This is a genomic window from Myxococcota bacterium, from assembly GCA_035498015.1.
In the GTDB taxonomy this organism is placed as follows: Bacteria; Myxococcota_A; UBA9160; order SZUA-336; family SZUA-336; genus VGRW01.
Genome location: DATKAO010000197.1, coordinates 1 through 14,391 on the forward strand (window position 1 = coordinate 1; position 14,391 = coordinate 14,391).

Here is a 14,391-nt window from a genome sequence, read left to right on the forward strand (position 1 = left end):
TCCGGCGGTGTCTCGGCGGCCGACGTGAACCTCGGCCACGTGGTCGGGCTGCGGCCGCGCACACACACCGGCTTCAAGCCCGAGGCCTTCGCCGAAGCCAAGCGCGCGCTCGCCGAGCAGCGCTTCGCCACGATCGAGGAGGCAGCGCGCGCGGTGGCCGAGAAGGCGGTCGCGCTCAGCAACGAGAGCGGGCCGGACCCCTTCTCCAGTCACTGACTCAGCCGCGCAGCTGCGGGTCCGAGGTCTCGCTGAGCTGGATCTCGGGGTGGCGCGCGAGCGCGCGCTCGATGTGCCACGGGCTCTCGGCCAGGAGCACCGTGCGCTGGTCGCGGTCCTCGACCAGGCGCATGGCGTCGGAATAGCGCAGCACGTCGGGGTCGTAGCTGCCGTGCACCCAACGCGCGACCCTGTAGGGCAGGGGAGTGAGTCGCAGCTCGACGCCGTACTCCGACGCCATGCGGTGCACGAGCACGTCGAACTGCAGCGGGCCCACGACGCCCAGGATCTGGGCCGCCGTGCCGCTGCCCGGGTCGGTGAAGATCTGCACGGCGCCTTCCTGCGCCAGCTGCTCCAGGCCCTTGGCCAGCGCCTTGCGCCGCTCGACCTTGGCGACCTCGACGCGGCGGAAGTGCTCGGGCGAGAAGGTCGGCACGCCCGCGTACGCGATCCGGCCGCTGGAGGACAGCGTGTCTCCGATGCGGAACACGCCCGGGTCGAACAGTCCGACCACGTCGCCGGGGAACGCCTCGTCGACCTCCTCGCGGCCCTGACCCATGAGCAGCGTGGAGTGAGCCAGTCGCACCGGCTTCTGCGTGCGCGCCAGCACCGCGTCTTCGCCGCGCACGAAGCGCCCGGAGCAGATGCGCAGGAAGGCGACGCGATCGCGATGGTCGGGGTCCATGTTCGCCTGGATCTTGAACACGAAGCCCGAGAACTCGTCGCGCACCGGGTCGACCGGGCCGGCCGCGGTCTCGCGCGGGCCGGGGCAGGGCGCGAGCTCGAGGAAGCGCTCCAGGAACGGCAGCACGCCGTAGTTGGTGAGCGCGCTGCCGAAGAACAGCGGCGTCTGCGCGCCGCGCCGCAGCTCGAGCGGCGAGAACTTCGCGCCCGCGCCGTCGAGCAGCTCGAGTGAGTCGCGCACGGACTTGCTCTCCGGCGGGCCCGCGACCTCGCGCTGCTCGACCAGCGTGGTGCCGTGCTTGCCGCCCGAGAAATACAGCGAGCGCGCGCCCAGCCGATCGTATACGCCCGCAAACTCGCTGCCCGAGCCGATCGGCCAGTTGAGCGGGATGGCGTCGATGCGCAGCACCTGCTCGATCTCGGTCATGAGCTCGAGCGGGTCGCGGCCGTGGCGGTCCAGCTTGTTCACGAACGTGAAGATCGGGATGTGCCGCAGGCGACAGACTTCGAAGAGCTTGCGCGTCTGCGCCTCCACGCCCTTCGCGGAGTCGATCAGCATGACCGCGGAGTCGGCGGCGAGCAGCGTGCGATAGGTGTCTTCGCTGAAGTCGCGGTGACCGGGCGTGTCGAGAATGTTCACCCGGAAGCGCATGGGCAGGGTGCCGATGCGCTCAGCGGGACTCCAATCGAAGTGCATGACGGAGCTGGACACCGAGATGCCGCGCTGCTTCTCGAGCTCCAGCCAGTCACTGGTGGCGTAGCGCGCTGCACGCTGGGCACGCACGGCGCCGGCTTCGCGCACGGCGCCGCCGAACAGCAAGAGCTTCTCGGTCAGCGTGGTCTTGCCGGCGTCGGGGTGCGAGATGATCGCGAACGTCCGGCGCCGTTCGACCTCGCTGGCCACCCGCCGTTCGTCGCCGTCCATGGCTTGTCGCGCCTCGCTTCCAGTGCAGTGCGAAGACGCGTTTGAATACCGGAAAGCCTCGGCCGATCAAGGCCTTTCGCGATTGCGCCGATGCGGTTGGCGCTTCATCTGCGGCGTGAGGCGGTGGGATGGCGGCGGCGCGCAGGGCGCTGGGCTGGGTCGAGCTCGTGGATCGCTGGGTGCCGGCGGCGCTCCATCGGGACCCGATCGTGCGCAGGCGCGCGCGCGTGATCGTGTTCAACGTGGTGGTGCTGGTCTCGTACTCGCTCGCGCGGATCGGGCTCGAGCTCGCGCTCGAGCCGTTCGCCAGCGCCTGGCGCACGATCCTGCCGCTCGGCTTCGGCTCGGCGGCGGGCCTGGGAATCACGGCCTGGCTGTGGCGGCGCGGAGACACCGAGCGCGCGGCCCAGGTCGGCATGTGGCTCGTGGTCGGCGTGGCCGTCCTGTTCACCCTGGCCAAGGGCGGCATGCGCTCGCCGGGCCTGTTCTGGTTCGCGGTGGTGCCCGTGCTCGCGCGCGCCTGCGCGGGCAGCCGCACGGTGATCGCGACCACGGCGGGCGTCGCCGCCTTTCTCGTGGCCTGCTCCATGCTCGACTTCCTGGGCATCGAGCTGTCGGGCGCGCCCACGGGCACGCAGCTCGCGGTCGAGAGACTCGTCGCGCTGCTCGCGGCCACGGTGCTGTGCGGCGGGCTGGTCTACATGCACGGGGTGTTCGAAGAGGAGGCGCAGCGCGCGCTGGTCGCGGCGCGCGACGCCGCGACCTCGGCCAGCCGCGCCAAGAGTCTGTTCGTGGCCAACGTGAGTCACGAGATCCGCACGCCCATGACGGCGATCCTCGGCTACACCGACGTGCTGGCCGAGCCGGAGCTGTCGGAGACCGAGCGGCGCGAGGCGATCGAGACCCTGCGCCGCAACGGCCACCACCTGCTGGCGCTGATCAACGACATGCTCGACCTGTCGAAGATCGAGGCGGGCGGGCTCGAGGTGCGGCGCGGCGAGACCTCGCCGATCTCGGTCTCGCAGCACGTCGTGGCGCTGTTGCGCGAGCGCGCGCGCACCAAGGGGCTGTTGCTCGAGCTCGAGCTCGCCGCGGAACTCCCCGACCGGATCTGGTCCGACGCGCTGCGCCTGCAGCAGATCCTGGTGAACCTGGTGGGCAACGCGATCAAGTTCACCGAGCAGGGCGGGGTACGCCTTCTGGTGTCACACCGTCCGGTGTCGGGTGGGGCGGGCGAGATCTGCTTCGACGTGATCGACTCGGGCATCGGCATCGCCCCCGCCGACCGCGAGCGCGTGTTCGCGCCCTTCTCGCAGGCCGACGCCTCCGAGTCACGCCGCTACGGCGGCACCGGGCTCGGGCTGGCGATCTCGCTCGGCCTGGCGCAGCAGCTGGGCGGCAAGCTCGAGCTGGAGAGCGAGCTCGGCCGCGGCTCGACCTTCCGGCTGCGCCTGCCCGTGGGCGCCGCCGACGGCTCGCCGCGGCCCGGCGCGGAGCTGCACGACTCCGAGCTCGTGCTGCGCGAGAGCACGCCGAACGCCGCCCCCACCACGCTGCGCGGGCGCGTGCTGGTGGCCGAGGACGGCGTCGACAACCAGCGCCTGATCCAGCGCCTGCTCTCGCGCGTGGGGCTCGAGCTCGAGTTCGCCTCCGACGGCCGCTCGGCGATCGACCAGGCGCTCGCCGCGGAGCGCGAGGGCCGGCCGTTCGGGGCGGTGCTGATGGACATGCAGATGCCCGAGATCGACGGCTACGCCGCCACGCAGGCGCTGCGCGACGCGGGCTTCACCCGGCCGATCATCGCGCTCTCGGCCCACGCCATGATCGAGGACCGCGAGCGCTGTCTCGCCTGCGGCTGCAACGCCTTCGCCGCCAAGCCCTTCGACCGGCGCGCGCTGGTCGAGCTGCTCGCGGAACACCTCTCGAAGTGACAGATTGACTTCGCTCGGCTACGGAGGGGGGTCATGAGATTGCAAGGCAAGGTCGCGCTGATCACGGGCGCGGGCAGCGGCATCGGCCGCGAGACCGCGCTCCTGTTCGCGAGCGAGGGCGCGAAGATCGTGGTCGCCGACGTGAACGCCGAGGCGGGCGAGCGCACGGTCGCGCAAGTCACGGGTGCGGGCGGGCGCGCGGTCGCCGTGCGTGCCGACGTGTCCAAAGGCGCCGACGCGCAGGCCATGATCGCCGTCGCCGAGCGCGAGTTCGGCCGCCTCGACGTGCTGATGAACAACGCCGGTATCTCGCACATCGCCGACAACGGCGCGGTCGACACCGAGGAGTCGGTGTGGGACCTCACCATGGCGATCAACGTGCGCGGCGTGTTTCTGGGCTGCAAGTACGGCATCCCCGCGCTGCGCCGCGCCGGCGGCGGCTCGATCATCAACGTGGCCTCGTTCGTGGCCGTGCTGGGCGCGGCCACGCCGCAGCTCGCCTACACCTCGAGCAAGGGCGCGGTGCTCGCCATGTCGCGCGAGCTGGCGGCGATCCACGCGCGCGAGAAGATCCGCGTAAACGCGCTCTGCCCGGGGCCGCTGCGCACCGAGCTGCTCATGAAGTATCTCGACACCGAGCCCAAGCGCCAGCGCCGGCTCGTGCACATTCCCATGGGCCGCTTCGGCGAGGCGGTGGAGATTGCGCGCGCGGCGCTGTTCCTGGCCTCGGACGAGTCGTCGTTCACCACCGGCGCGACGTTCCTCGTCGACGGCGGCATCACCGCGGCCTACACCACGCCCGAGTGACTCGCGGTCAGTAGCGGGTCGAGCGCGTACGCTGGCCGTACGACAGGTAGGCGATGCGCCGGAAGCCCGTGTCCATGTCGGGCGCGAGCGTGCGCACGCGCCGTTCGTCCACGAGCTCGAACTCGGGCATGCGCGAGAGGTTGGCGCGCAGCTCGTCCTCGACCGGCTTACGCAGGTCGACCTCGATCTCGTGCGGCGCGGGCTGGTCGCGGTAGGGCGGCAGCTCGCCGCGCCGCGCGCGCTCCACGGCGCGGCGCGCGCCCGCGCGGATCCGGTCGCGGGCACGCGCGGGCGGAATCACTTCCGCGGCCACGTTCGAGAGCGCGCGCTTCACGCACACCGTCTCGATCCAGGGCGCGCGCTTCGAGAGCTCCGCACACACCACCTGGTCGCCGCAGATCAGGCCCACCGGCACGCCGAGCTCGCCTGCGCGGATGGTCATGATCTCGCTCTCGCCGATCGGCGTGCCGGCCAGGCGCACCTCGCTGAAGCGCTCGTAGGCGACCGTGTGCGCCATGATTCCCGGGAACGACCCGGCGCGCGCGTGGTGACCCACGAACAGCACGACCGCCGTGTCGTGCGTGAGTCCGGCCATGGTGGTCGCGGCGGGCCGACCCGCACCGCGCACCACGCTGCAGCGCGGGTCGATCTCGTCGAGCACCAGGTCACACAGCTCCTCGACCCCGTGGTTCTCCTCGACCACCACCTCGCTCGCGCCCGCGTCGAACGCGCCCGCGATCGCGGCGTTGGCGTCCTCGGTCATGAAGCGCCGGTTGCGCTGGAAGTCCATGCCGGTGGAGATCACGTCGGCCCAGCGCACGAGCCCCGAGATCCCTTCCATGTCGACCGACAGCCAGACTTTCACAATTGACTTCGCTCGCCTGCGGCTCGCTGCGCGCGCCTGCGCCCGACATCGGCCCGCGTGCCGATGTCCCGCGGTGGGCGGCCTCGCTCAGGGCGGCCTTCGCTCGGCCTCGCTCTCATCGCGGTCATGGCTTGTACGCGACGCAGTCGATCTCGACGAACGCGCCCAGCGCGAGGCCCGAACACTCCACGGTGATGCGCGCGGGCGGCTCGTTGGGGAAGAACTCGAGATAGGCCTCGTTCATCTCTGCGAAGCGCTTCATGTCGGTGATGAAGACGTTCACCTTCACCACGTCCGCCAGGTCCGCGCCCGCACCGCGCAGGATCGTGCGGATGTTCTCGAGCGTCTGCCGGGTCTCGGCCTTGGCGCCGCCGGACACCAGCTCGAACTTCTCGCCCTGGGTGCCGAGCGTTCCCGCCACGAAGACGAAGCCCCCGGCGCGCGTCGCGTGCGAGAAGGCCTTGAGCTTGCCGAGCCCCGGAACGTTGAGCTTCGCGATTTCGGGCATGCGAACGCGATGATACCATCGGAGTTCATGAAGCTTTCCGGTGTGCACCACGTCTCGCTGAACGTCGACAACGCCGAGAAGGTCGCGCGCTTCTACATCGACGTGCTCGGCCTCGAAGAGCTGCCGCGCCCCGACCTGGGCTTCCCGGGATACTGGCTGCGGACCGGCAGTCAGGAGATCCACCTGATCGAGGTGAAGGACCACCGGGTACCGGGCGGGGAGCACTTCGCCTTCCGGGTGGAGGACGTCGACGCGGCTTGCCGCGAGCTGGAAGAGCGCGGCCTGCGAGTGAGTCGGCCGATGAACGTGCCGGGCGCGGGGCGGCAGGCATTCCTGCGCGACCCGGCCGGCAACCTGGTCGAGCTGAACCAGCCCCGGCAGGGCGCCTGATGCGGCGAGTCACGGGGCTCCTGGCGGCCGCAGCGGCGGCCGCGCTCGGCCTGGCCGGCGGCGCGTCGGCCCACGCCATTCTGGTCGGCTCGCAGCCCAAGCAGGCCTCCGAGGTGCAGGGGCCCGACGTCGACGTGTCGCTCGAGTTCAACAGCCGCATCGACGCCGAGCGCTCGAGCGTGGTGCTGGTGCGGGCCGCGGAGAGCGAGCACGAGCTCGCGCCCGTGGGTGCCGGCAGCCAGACACTTGCGCTGAAGCCCAGCGCGGAGCCGAACCGGCTGGACGCGAAGGCTTCGGGCCTCGAGCCCGGCACCTACCGGCTGCGCTGGCAAGTGCTCTCGGTCGATGGTCACGTGTCACGAGGGGACGTGACCTTCAAAGTGCGCGCTCCGTAGAGTCACATTGGCGCTGTTCGTCGACTTCTTCGGCTATCTCTCGGTGCTGCTGCGCGGCTCCGCGCTGGCGGCGCAGGCCCTGGCCATCGGCGGGCTGGCGTTCCTGTTGTTCGTGGCGCGGCCGCGCGCGCCGCGTCTGGGCGAGGCCGGCCATGCCATGCTGCGGCGCTGCCGCATCGGGATCGTGTCCGCGTCGCTCGCGCTCGCGCTGTTCGCGCTGCTGGCGCTGGGCTCCGACCTGGCGGCGCTGGTCCAGATCCTGGGCTGGGAGCGCGCGAACCCGCTGCACGCGGACTTCGTGCGCGCCGGCATCGCGCAGGCGGCGGCCGGGCTCGTTCTGGCCGGCCTCGTGCTCACGCGGCCCCGCGCGCCGGGCGCGCTGCTCGCGCTGCCGGCGCTGTGCATGCTCGGCGGCTCGGTCGCGACCAGTCACGCCGCTGCCCGGCTCGAGCACCAGTGGCTGCTCGGCGCAGTCACCTTCCTGCACGAGGGCGCGGCGTGCACGTGGATCGGCGCGCTGCCCTACCTGGCGGCGACGCTGGCGCTGCCGATCGAAGGCAAGGAGCTGCACCCGCTCGCCCGCCGCTTCCACGGCCTGGCCACGGTGAGTGTCGGCACGCTGCTGGCCGGCGCGGCCGCGCTCTCGTATGCCTACGTCGGGGCGATCGAGGGCGTGTACGGGACGGCGTACGGCGTGATGGTCGGGGTCAAGGGAGTCATGGCCGCGACCCTGCTCGCGCTGGGTTACTTCAACTCGCGGCGCGTGCGACAGCTCGAGCGCGACCCCGAGGGGCCGCTGCTGGCACTGCGGCGCTTCACCGAGGTCGAGATCGGCATCGGCATCACCGTCTTTCTCGCCACCGCGTCGCTGATCTCGGTGCCGCCCGCGATCGACCTGCGCGAAGGGCGACTCACGCTGGCCGAGCTGGGCGCGCGCATGGCGCCGACCTGGCCGCGCCTCACCAGCCCCGACCACTCGTCGCTGGCGCTGCAGGTGCTGCAGAAGCAGCTCGACGCCCAGGCCGCCGCGCGCGGCGAGCAGGCCCCGCCGGCCTACGTGCCGGGTGCGGGCATGCCGCCGCCCTACAAGGCCGAGGACGTGGCGTGGTCGGAGTACAACCACCACTGGGCGGGCATGTTCGTGCTCGCGATCGGCCTCTTGGCGCTGATCGAGCGCGCATTCGGCGCGCGCTGGGCGCGCAGCTGGCCGCTGTTGTTCGCGGGGCTGGCGGTGTTCCTGTTGATCCGCTCGGACCCCGAGGCCTGGCCCATGGGCAGTATCTCTTTCTGGGCGAGCTTCCGTGAGCCCGAGGTCGCGCAGCACCGCGTGTTCATGGCGCTGATCACGATCTTCGCCTTCTTCGAGTGGAGCGTCCGCACCGGTCGCACGCGCTCGCAGCGCGCCGCGCTCGTGCTGCCGCTCTTGTGCGCGGCGGGCGGAGCGATGCTTTTGACTCACTCACACGCGCTGGGCAACGTGAAGGAGGAGCTCCTGATCGAGTACACGCACGCGCCGCTGGCGCTCCTGGGCGTGGGTGCGGGCTGGTCGCGCTGGCTCGAGGTGAGACTGCCCGGCAGCGCGGCGGCGCGCCGCGCCTCGTGGGTGTGGCCGACCTGCTTCGCGCTGGTCGGGATCCTTTTGATCCTCTACCGCGAGGCGTGAGTCGCGCATGGCCGTCCCCCGCATCACACGGCGCCGGTTCGTAGCGGGAGCGCTCGCGGCGCCGGCCGTGCTGCGCTTCTCGAGCGTGCTGCGCGCGCCGAAGTGGAGCGCCGAGCCGTTCAGCCTGGGCGTGGCCTCGGGCGACCCGCTGCCCGACGGCTTCGTGCTCTGGACCCGGCTCGCGCCCGTTCCGCTCTCGACCGACCCCGCGTCGCCCGGCGGCATGCCGCCCGGCGACGTGGAGCTGGGCTACGAGATCGCGGCCGACGAGGCGTTCAGCCAGGTCGTCCAGCGCGGCAGCGCCAAGGCCGAGGCCGCGTGGGCGCACGCGGTTCACCTCGAAGTGACCGGGCTCGCGCCCGCCCGGCCCTACTGGTACCGCTTCCACGCGGGTGACTCGACGAGCCCGGTCGGCCGCACGCAGACCGCTCCCGCGCCGGGCGCTCCGCTGGCACGGCTGCGCGTCGGCTGTGTCTCGTGCTCGAACTACGAAGCCGGGTGGTTCGCGAGCTACCGCCACCTGGCTGCCGAGCAGCCCGACCTGGTGCTGTTCCTGGGAGACTACATCTACGAGTATCTCGAGAAGAGCCGTGCCACGGTGCGCACGCACAGCGACGGCGCCGAGACCAAGACACTGGCGGGCTACCGCAACCGCTACGCGCAGTACCGCACGGACCCCGACCTGCAGCGCGTGCACGCCTGTGCGCCCGCGCTCATGACCTGGGACGACCACGAGGTGCAGAACGACTACGCCGACCGCTGGTCGCAGGACTTCGCCGACCCCGACGCGTTCCTGGCGCGGCGCGCCGCGGCCTACCAGGCTTTCTACGAGCACATGCCCCTGCGCGCCGTCTCGCGGCCACAGGGTGCGAGCCTCCGGCTCTACGACCGCTACGCGTTCGGCGACCTGGTCGAATTCCAGGTGCTCGACGGCCGCCAGTACCGCTCGCGCGAGGCCTGCTGGTCGAAGCCGAGTCACGGGGGAGGGCACGTCGAGAGCGCGAAGAGCTGCCCGGAGCTCGTCGACCCCGCGCGCTCCATGATCGGCATGGCGCAGGAGAAGTGGCTCGCCGACGGCTTGAGTCACTCGAAGGCGCGCTGGAACGTGATCGCGCAGGACGTGATGATGGCCCAGCTGCGCGAGCGCCAGGCGGACGGCAGCGCCGGCTCCTGGACCGACGACTGGAACGGCTATCCGGTGAGCCGCGCCCGGCTGCTCCAGCACGTGCACGACGCGAAGGTGAAGAACCCGGTGGTCCTGGGCGGCGACATCCACTCCTTCTGGGCGAACGACCTGAAGCTCGACTTCGACGACCCGAAGTCACCCGTGGTGGCGTCCGAGCTGATCGGCACCTCCATCTCCTCCTGGGGTCCGCCGTACGAGAAGTTCGCGGCCTTCGCCGCCGACAACCCGCACGTCCACTTCTTCGACAGCCGCCAGCGCGGCTATCTGGCGATCGACCTCGCGCCCGAGCGACTCACCGCGCGCTTCCAGGTGATCTCGGACGTGCGCGACCCGAAAGCCACGCTCTCGACGCTCGCGAGCTTCAGCGTCGAGAACGGCCGGCCCGGCCCCCAGCGCGGAAGCTGACGCTTGTCGGAGCCGCTCACCCGCCGCCAGGCCTACGGCCTGCTCGCGCTGGTCGTGCTGATCTGGGGCGCGAACTGGCCGATCCTGAAGGTGGGCGTGTCGTACATCTCCCCGCTGTGGTTCGCGTGCGCGCGCTTCTGGCTGGGGGCGGCCTGCCTGTTCGCGTATCTCGCGGCGACCGGCCAGCTCGCACGGCCGACGCGGCGCGACCTGCCCGTGATCGCCACCGTGGGTCTCTCGCAGATGGCGCTGTTCCAGCCCATGGTGAACGTGGGACTGACTCACGTGTCGGCGGGGCGCTCGGCGGTGCTCGTGTACACCACGCCGCTCTGGGTCGTGCCGGGCGCGATGCTCTTCCTGCACGAGCGCGTCGGGGCGCTGAAGTGGGCGGGCGTGGCGCTCGGGCTGCTCGGCGTCGCGCTGCTGTTCAACCCCGCGAGTCTGGACTGGAGCGACCGCGGCCTGGTTGCCGGCAGCGCGCTGCTCATGGCGGCGGCGCTCTCCTGGAGCATCGCGGTGCTGCAGATCCGGGCTCACCGCTGGCACCTGTCGCCGCTGCAGGTGACTCCCTGGCAGCTCCTGCTGGCGGCGCTGGTCGTGACTCCGGTGGCGTTCCTGGTCGACGGCGGCGCGCGGCCTCGGTCGTCGCCCGCGCTGTGGGCCGTGCTGGCCTACAACGGGCCACTCGCGACCGCGTTCGCGTTCTGGGCCGCGACCTCGATCTCGCGTTCCCTCCCCGCAGTCACGAGCTCGCTCTCGTTCCTGGCCGTGCCCGCGATGGGGATCGCGGTGTCCGCAGCGGCGCTGGGCGAGGTGCCCGATGCGACCTTGCTGGGCGGCTTCGCGCTGATTCTCGCCGGAGTCGGGCTCGTGAGCTTCGCCGACCTGCGCGCGATGGGGTAGCCGAGCGAAGGCCGCCCTGAGCGAGGCGTGCAAGCGCCAAAGGCGCGCGCAGTGAGCCGAAGGCGAACGAAGTCAGTCAGGGCCGAGCGAAGGCCGCCCTGAGCGAGGCGTGCAAGCGCCGCAGGCGCGCGCAGTGAGCCGAAGGCGAACGAAGTCAGTCAGACTTTGCCCAGGCGGCGAGCCGTTCGGCTGGCCAGGTGTTGGCGACCTTCTCCCGCGGGACCCAGGCGCGCTCCGCGTTCAGCGCCGCGTAGGTCACGCGGTCGAGCTCGCGCGCGTGGTGGGCGTCGCTGGTGAGCACGAAGGTGACGTTGCGCTCGCGCGCGCGGCGCAGCGCCTCGACCGAGAGATCGAGCCGCGGCAGCGCGCCGTTCACCTCGAGCGCCGTGTCGGTGGCCTCCGCGGCCGCGAACACGGCGTCGAGGTCGAGCTCGACGGGCGGGCGGCCGCCGATCATGCGCGCGGACAGGTGACCGATCATGCGCACCGAGGGGTCCTGCATGGCGCTGACCACGCGCCGCGTCTGCGCCGCGCGGTCGAGCTCGAAGTGGTCGTGGATCGAGGCCAGACACCAGTCGAAGCCGCGCCGGAACTCCGGGTCGTAGTCGAGCTCGCCGGCGGGGCCGATGTTCAGCTCGACCCCGTGCAGGAGCACCAGCGAGTCACCGAGCTGCTTGCGCCGCGCCTGGATCTCGGCGCGCTGCTCGAGCAGCGCCTCGCGGCCCACGCCCGAGAGCGTGCCCTCGGCGTGGTCGGTGATCGCCAGCACGCGGCAGCCGCGCGCGCGCGCCGCGGCGATCACCTCGTCGAGCGTCGAGCGCCCGTCGCCCGACACCGTCGTGTGTACGTGGAAATCGCCGATCACGGGTCCGAGCGGCGCGGGCAGCGCGTCGCGCGCCGCGGCCTCGAGCTCGCCCGCGTCCTCGCGCAGCACGGGCGGAATGAACGGCAGCCCCAGCGCCGCGTAGATCTCGGCCTCGCTCTCGCTCGCCACCACGCGCCCGCCCTCGAGCTCGGAGAGCGCGTACTCGTTCAAGGTCCAGCCGCGCGCCAGCGCGAGCTGCCGCAGCTTGATGTTGTGACCCTTGGAGCCGGTGAAGTAGAGCAGCGCCGCGCCGAACTGCCGCTCGGCCACCACGCGCAGGTCGACCTGGGTGCCGCGGTGAGTCACGACGCTGGTCTTCGACTCGCCGCGCCCGAGCACGCGCTCGACCACGCTCATCGACACCAGGGCCTCCATGACCGGCGCAGGGTCGGCGGCCGCCACCACCAGGTCCACGTCGCCGATCGTCTCCGAGAAACGCCGCAGGGAGCCGCAGATCTCCACGCGCGTGACTCCCGGGACTTCGCGCATGCGCGCCACGATGCGCTGCGCGAGCGGCAGCGCGACCGAGATCGGCGTGCGCCCCACCGCGCCCTGCGCGGCGAGGCGCGCGAGTGACTGCGCGAGCTTCTCCTCCGACTTCGCGCCGAAGCCCGCGAGGTCGCGCACGCGGTGCTCGGCCAGCGCGCGCCGCAGGTCGTCGAGCGAGGCCACGCCCAGCTCGGCGCGCAGCTTCGCGAGCGCCTTGGGCCCGAGGCCCTGCACGCGCAGCAGCGCGACCACGGCCGGCGGGTGCTTCCGACGCAGGGTCTCCAGCTTCGCGACCTTCCCCGTCTCGAGCAGCTCGCGGATCTTCTCCGCCGTGCTCTTGCCGATGCCCTCGATCTGCTGCAGCTCCTTCACCGTGAGCTTGCCCAGGTCGGTCGCCTGCGCGGCGATCGCCTGCGCCGCGCTCTCGTAGGCGCGCACGCGGAACGAGTTCGGATCGGCCTCGTCTAGCAGCGTGAGCTCCGCCAGGTCGCGGAGCATGTCGAGCACGTCCTGTTTCGTGTCGGCCACGGGACAGGAGTAGCCTTGCCGGCATGGCCAAGAAAGAGGCGCCGCACGTCCTGTCGCTTTCGGGCCGGGAGGTGCAGATCAGCAACCCGAGCAAGCCGTACTTCTCGCAAAAGGCGCAGCTCTCGAAGCTCGAGCTCGTCACTTACTACCTGTCGGTGGCCGAGGGCGCGCTGCGCGGCATCCGCGACCGGCCGGTCGTGCTGAAACGCTTCGTGAACGGCGCGCACGAGCCGGCCTTCTACCAGAAGCGGGCGCCGGAGCCGCGGCCCGATTGGCTGCGCACGGTCACGCTGTCGTTTCCGTCGGGACGCACGGCCGAAGAGGTGGTGGTCGACGACGCCGCGGGCCTGGCCTGGATCGTGAATCTGGGCTGCATCGAGCTGCACCCGCACCCGGTGCGCGCGGCCGACCTCGAACACCCCGACGAGCTGCGCGTCGACCTCGATCCGGGACCCGGCGTCGGCTGGCCCGACGTGCGGCGCGTGTCACTCGAGGTGAAGGCGCTGCTCGAAGAGCTGCGGCTGGTGGGCTGGCCCAAGACCAGCGGCTCGCGCGGCATGCACGTGCTGGTGCGGATCGAGCCGCGCTTCGGCTTCAGCGAGGTGCGGCGCGCCGCGCTCGCGCTCTCGCGCGAGGTCGAGCGGCGCTTGCCGGCGCTCGCGACCTCGAAGTGGTGGAAGGAGGAGCGCCACGGGGTGTTTCTCGACTACAACCAGAACGCCAAGGACCGCACCACGTGCTCCGCCTACTCGGTTCGCCCGCTGCCGGATGCGCGCGTCTCGACGCCCCTCCGCTGGGACGAAGTGCCGGAATGCGATCCCGCCGACTTCACCATGTTCACTGTGCCGAAGCGATTCGAGAGTATTGGCGATCCGCACGCCGGAATGGATCGGGCGCCGGGTTCGCTCGAGAAATTGTTGGAATTCGCCGCTGAAGACGAGGCAGCAGGGCTGGCCGACGCGCCCTGGCCGCCGCACTTTCGCAGGATGGAAGGCGAGGCGCCGCGCGTCGCACCCTCACGAGCCAGGTCCGCGCAAAAGAAGCCGCGGACCAAGATGCCGCTGATCACGGTGGCAAACTCGCCGGACCGTGAGGCTGCACTTGCGGGCCTCGAAAGATGGAAGGCCAAACATCCCGGCGCTGCGCGCAATCTCGCCGTAGATGATGTGCTGGTGGACTCGATGCGCGGCCGATCCTCCACCTGGACGCGCATTCGCGTGAACCTGCGGCACGTACCCGAGGCCGCGCGGCCGCTGCAGGAAACGCCGGACCCGGACGACGACCCGACGCGCGAATGGCGCGAATGGCGCACCAAGCGGGCGCGAGAGTAGAAAAGAACGAGATGGCGCACTCACTCGTGCGTGCCGTGCCTTCGGCTACCGAGCCGCGAAAATCGTTTTCAATTCGTGCGGCGGCACAACCTCGAGCTGGGCATACGTGCAGTCGCGCGGCTTCTTGTCCGGACGCCATCGCCGGAAATGCGCCATGTGCCGGAACCGCGCGCCCTGCATGTGCTCATACGCGACTTCCACCACCAACTCCGGCCGCAAAGGCTCCCACGACAGATCCTTGCCGCGGCTCCAACGGCTCTGGCCGCCCGGCATGCGGCGCCCGGCGTCACCGGCCGCGGG

At 71.4% G+C, this 14,391-nt stretch carries 14 protein-coding genes; 9 read left to right on the forward strand and 5 right to left on the reverse strand.

The genetic code is table 11. The features are described 5' to 3' along the window. Positions 1–216, forward strand: a 216-nt coding sequence (locus VMR86_17460) for a hypothetical protein (GenBank protein ID HTO08840.1), incomplete at its 5' end; no start/stop codon positions are given. 1 nt (position 217) lies between these two features. On the opposite strand, the gene VMR86_17465 is transcribed toward VMR86_17460, so the two are convergent. Further along, the gene (locus VMR86_17465) at positions 218–1,825 is read right to left on the reverse strand and encodes a peptide chain release factor 3 (protein HTO08841.1); all 1,608 of its coding nucleotides are present in this window, start codon (positions 1,823–1,825) and stop codon (positions 218–220) included. Positions 1,826–1,953: 128 nt separating this feature from the next. Between VMR86_17465 and VMR86_17470 the strand changes: the two genes are divergently transcribed. Beyond that, positions 1,954–3,756, forward strand: coding sequence for an ATP-binding protein (locus tag VMR86_17470; GenBank protein HTO08842.1), 1,803 nt, complete (start codon positions 1,954–1,956; stop codon positions 3,754–3,756). Positions 3,757–3,789: 33 nt separating this feature from the next. Beyond that, on the forward strand, positions 3,790–4,563 hold the full coding sequence (locus VMR86_17475) for a glucose 1-dehydrogenase (GenBank protein HTO08843.1): 774 nt from the start codon (positions 3,790–3,792) through the stop codon (positions 4,561–4,563). A 7-nt stretch (positions 4,564–4,570) separates the two neighbouring features. Here VMR86_17475 and VMR86_17480 read toward each other — a convergent pair whose 3' ends face one another. Continuing rightward, positions 4,571–5,428, reverse strand: coding sequence for a M55 family metallopeptidase (locus VMR86_17480; GenBank protein HTO08844.1), 858 nt, complete (start codon positions 5,426–5,428; stop codon positions 4,571–4,573). A gap of 124 nt (positions 5,429–5,552) precedes the next feature. After that, positions 5,553–5,936 carry a RidA family protein gene (locus tag VMR86_17485; protein ID HTO08845.1) on the reverse strand — a complete coding sequence of 128 codons (384 nt, stop codon included), beginning with the start codon at positions 5,934–5,936 and terminating at the stop codon, positions 5,553–5,555. Between the two features lie 27 nt (positions 5,937–5,963). On the opposite strand from VMR86_17485, the gene VMR86_17490 reads away from it, so the two are divergent. The 5 genes from VMR86_17490 to VMR86_17510 are packed head-to-tail and all read left to right on the forward strand — an operon-like array spanning position 5,964 to position 10,878. Beyond that, positions 5,964–6,326 carry a VOC family protein gene (locus tag VMR86_17490; GenBank protein ID HTO08846.1) on the forward strand — a complete coding sequence of 121 codons (363 nt, stop codon included), beginning with the start codon at positions 5,964–5,966 and terminating at the stop codon, positions 6,324–6,326. Next, positions 6,326–6,721 (forward strand): copper resistance CopC family protein, encoded by a 396-nt coding sequence (locus VMR86_17495; GenBank protein ID HTO08847.1) that lies wholly within the window; start codon positions 6,326–6,328, stop codon positions 6,719–6,721. The genes VMR86_17490 and VMR86_17495 overlap by 1 nt, the downstream gene beginning before the upstream one ends. Positions 6,722–6,728: 7 nt before the next feature. Further along, the gene (locus VMR86_17500) at positions 6,729–8,384 is read left to right on the forward strand and encodes a CopD family protein (protein ID HTO08848.1); all 1,656 of its coding nucleotides are present in this window, start codon (positions 6,729–6,731) and stop codon (positions 8,382–8,384) included. A gap of 7 nt (positions 8,385–8,391) precedes the next feature. Then, complete coding sequence (locus VMR86_17505; protein HTO08849.1) at positions 8,392–9,975, forward strand: alkaline phosphatase D family protein; 1,584 nt, start codon at positions 8,392–8,394, stop codon at positions 9,973–9,975. Between the two features lie 3 nt (positions 9,976–9,978). Further along, positions 9,979–10,878 (forward strand): DMT family transporter, encoded by a 900-nt coding sequence (locus VMR86_17510; protein HTO08850.1) that lies wholly within the window; start codon positions 9,979–9,981, stop codon positions 10,876–10,878. Positions 10,879–11,032: 154 nt separating this feature from the next. Here VMR86_17510 and polX read toward each other — a convergent pair whose 3' ends face one another. Continuing rightward, entirely contained in the window at positions 11,033–12,760 is a 1,728-nt protein-coding gene (polX, locus tag VMR86_17515; protein HTO08851.1) for a DNA polymerase/3'-5' exonuclease PolX, read from the reverse strand. A gap of 23 nt (positions 12,761–12,783) precedes the next feature. Here polX and VMR86_17520 point away from each other — a divergent pair, with 23 nt between their 5' ends. Next, entirely contained in the window at positions 12,784–14,091 is a 1,308-nt protein-coding gene (locus VMR86_17520) for a DNA polymerase domain-containing protein (protein HTO08852.1), read from the forward strand. 45 nt (positions 14,092–14,136) lie between these two features. On the opposite strand, the gene VMR86_17525 is transcribed toward VMR86_17520, so the two are convergent. After that, the coding region (locus tag VMR86_17525) for an ATP-dependent DNA ligase (protein ID HTO08853.1) at positions 14,137–14,391 on the reverse strand (255 nt) is incomplete at its 5' end.

Excerpts from the sequence above, each read along its gene's own strand:
- VMR86_17495 (HTO08847.1), top strand. The coding sequence starts at position 6,326 with ATGCGGCGAGTCACGGGGCTCCTGGCGGCCGCAGCGGCGGCCGCGCTC.
- VMR86_17485 (HTO08845.1), bottom strand. The coding sequence starts at position 5,936 with ATGCCCGAAATCGCGAAGCTCAACGTTCCGGGGCTCGGCAAGCTCAAG.
- VMR86_17470 (HTO08842.1), top strand. The coding sequence starts at position 1,954 with ATGGCGGCGGCGCGCAGGGCGCTGGGCTGGGTCGAGCTCGTGGATCGC.
- VMR86_17505 (HTO08849.1), top strand. The coding sequence starts at position 8,392 with ATGGCCGTCCCCCGCATCACACGGCGCCGGTTCGTAGCGGGAGCGCTC.
- VMR86_17490 (HTO08846.1), top strand. The coding sequence starts at position 5,964 with ATGAAGCTTTCCGGTGTGCACCACGTCTCGCTGAACGTCGACAACGCC.
- VMR86_17520 (HTO08852.1), top strand. The coding sequence starts at position 12,784 with ATGGCCAAGAAAGAGGCGCCGCACGTCCTGTCGCTTTCGGGCCGGGAG.
- VMR86_17475 (HTO08843.1), top strand. The coding sequence starts at position 3,790 with ATGAGATTGCAAGGCAAGGTCGCGCTGATCACGGGCGCGGGCAGCGGC.
- VMR86_17465 (HTO08841.1), bottom strand. The coding sequence starts at position 1,825 with ATGGACGGCGACGAACGGCGGGTGGCCAGCGAGGTCGAACGGCGCCGG.